The organism is Hyphomicrobium methylovorum, assembly GCF_013626205.1.
Lineage (GTDB): Bacteria > Pseudomonadota > Alphaproteobacteria > Rhizobiales > Hyphomicrobiaceae > Hyphomicrobium_B > Hyphomicrobium_B methylovorum.
Map to the genome: position 1 here is coordinate 1 of NZ_QHJE01000002.1, position 1107 is coordinate 1107.

Here is a 1107-nt window from a genome sequence, read left to right on the forward strand (position 1 = left end):
CTACACACGACCGGAGGGCCCGGACCTGGTGGGCATGGACTCCCGTCGGCGCACCTTCGCCGGCCTCCTTCGGCGCATGCTCGTCCTGCGTGACGACGTGTGCACCACACCGTGGTGCGACGCCCTGATCGCCCACGCCGACCACAGTGACCCTGCACGGAACGGGGCACCGACGAGCTTCGTGAACGGCCGAGGAACGTGCGCCCGCTGCAACCTGGTGAAGGAGGCGCCCGCCTGGTCGGTGTCGGTCCGTGACCCCATCACCAGGCCCGGCGCGCTCGTCGAGGACGACCTGGCGCCGAGACCGCCCCGAGAGGTCACCGTCACGACGCCCTCGGGCCTCCGATACCGGTCCAGTCCACCGCCCCTGCTCGGCTGGGGAAGCGACGTCGTAGGGCGATCCCTCCCGGAGGTGATCGGTGCCCGCACGGCCGTCCGCGCGGTCGGGCGCCGTCCACCGCCGCGGCAGGCGCCGAGCGGGCGGCCGAAGCGACCGCTGCGCACCAGCAGGCTCGAGCGAGCCCTGTGCCGCTACCTCAGATGAGGGAGACCGCCGGTGGCCCGACCGGCCCCGGGCGGCGTCAGGCGATGTCGGCCGCCGAGGCGGCACGGCTGGCGCCGGCCCCGACGAGCGCGGCCTCGTGGACCTCGGACTCGTCGTGCTGGGCACGCCACCACGCCTGGCCCTCCTCGGGGAGGGTGTAGATCGGGTCGTGGTAGACGTACTCGCGCGACAGCGCCTGGTCGTCGCCGGCCTCGATGGAGGTGCGGTAGTGCTTGCGCCAGAACGACATCCCGCGCATGGTGTCGTAGGTCTCGACCTGGTGCACCCAGCGCTTGCCGACGAAGGGGACGTCGCAGACGATGCGCGGCGTGGCGAACCCGGGCAGGTAGCCCATGATCGCGTGCTGCAGCTCCTGGGCCTCCCGCAGCGACACCCGCCAGTGCTCGGAGAACGGGATCATGTCGCACATGTAGAAGTAGTACGGCGTGATCATCGCCTCGTCCTGGAGGGCGAAGCAGAGGTCGAGCAGCGCCTCGGGGGAGTCGTTGACGCCCCGCATTAGGACGCCCTGGTTGCGCACGTCGCGCACACCGGCCTCGAGC

The 1107-nt window shown here is 71.8% G+C and carries 1 protein-coding gene and 1 pseudogene; one reads left to right on the forward strand and one right to left on the reverse strand.

Going from position 1 to position 1107, the window contains the following annotated elements:
- A partial coding sequence (locus DLM45_RS16425; RefSeq protein ID WP_210270014.1) for a hypothetical protein occupies positions 1 to 544 on the forward strand: 544 nt, incomplete at its 5' end.
- Between the two features lie 37 nt (positions 545 to 581).
- Here the strand turns inward: DLM45_RS16425 and DLM45_RS16355 are convergent.
- A pseudogene (locus DLM45_RS16355) lies at positions 582 to 1107 on the reverse strand (hypothetical protein); the annotation flags it as partial.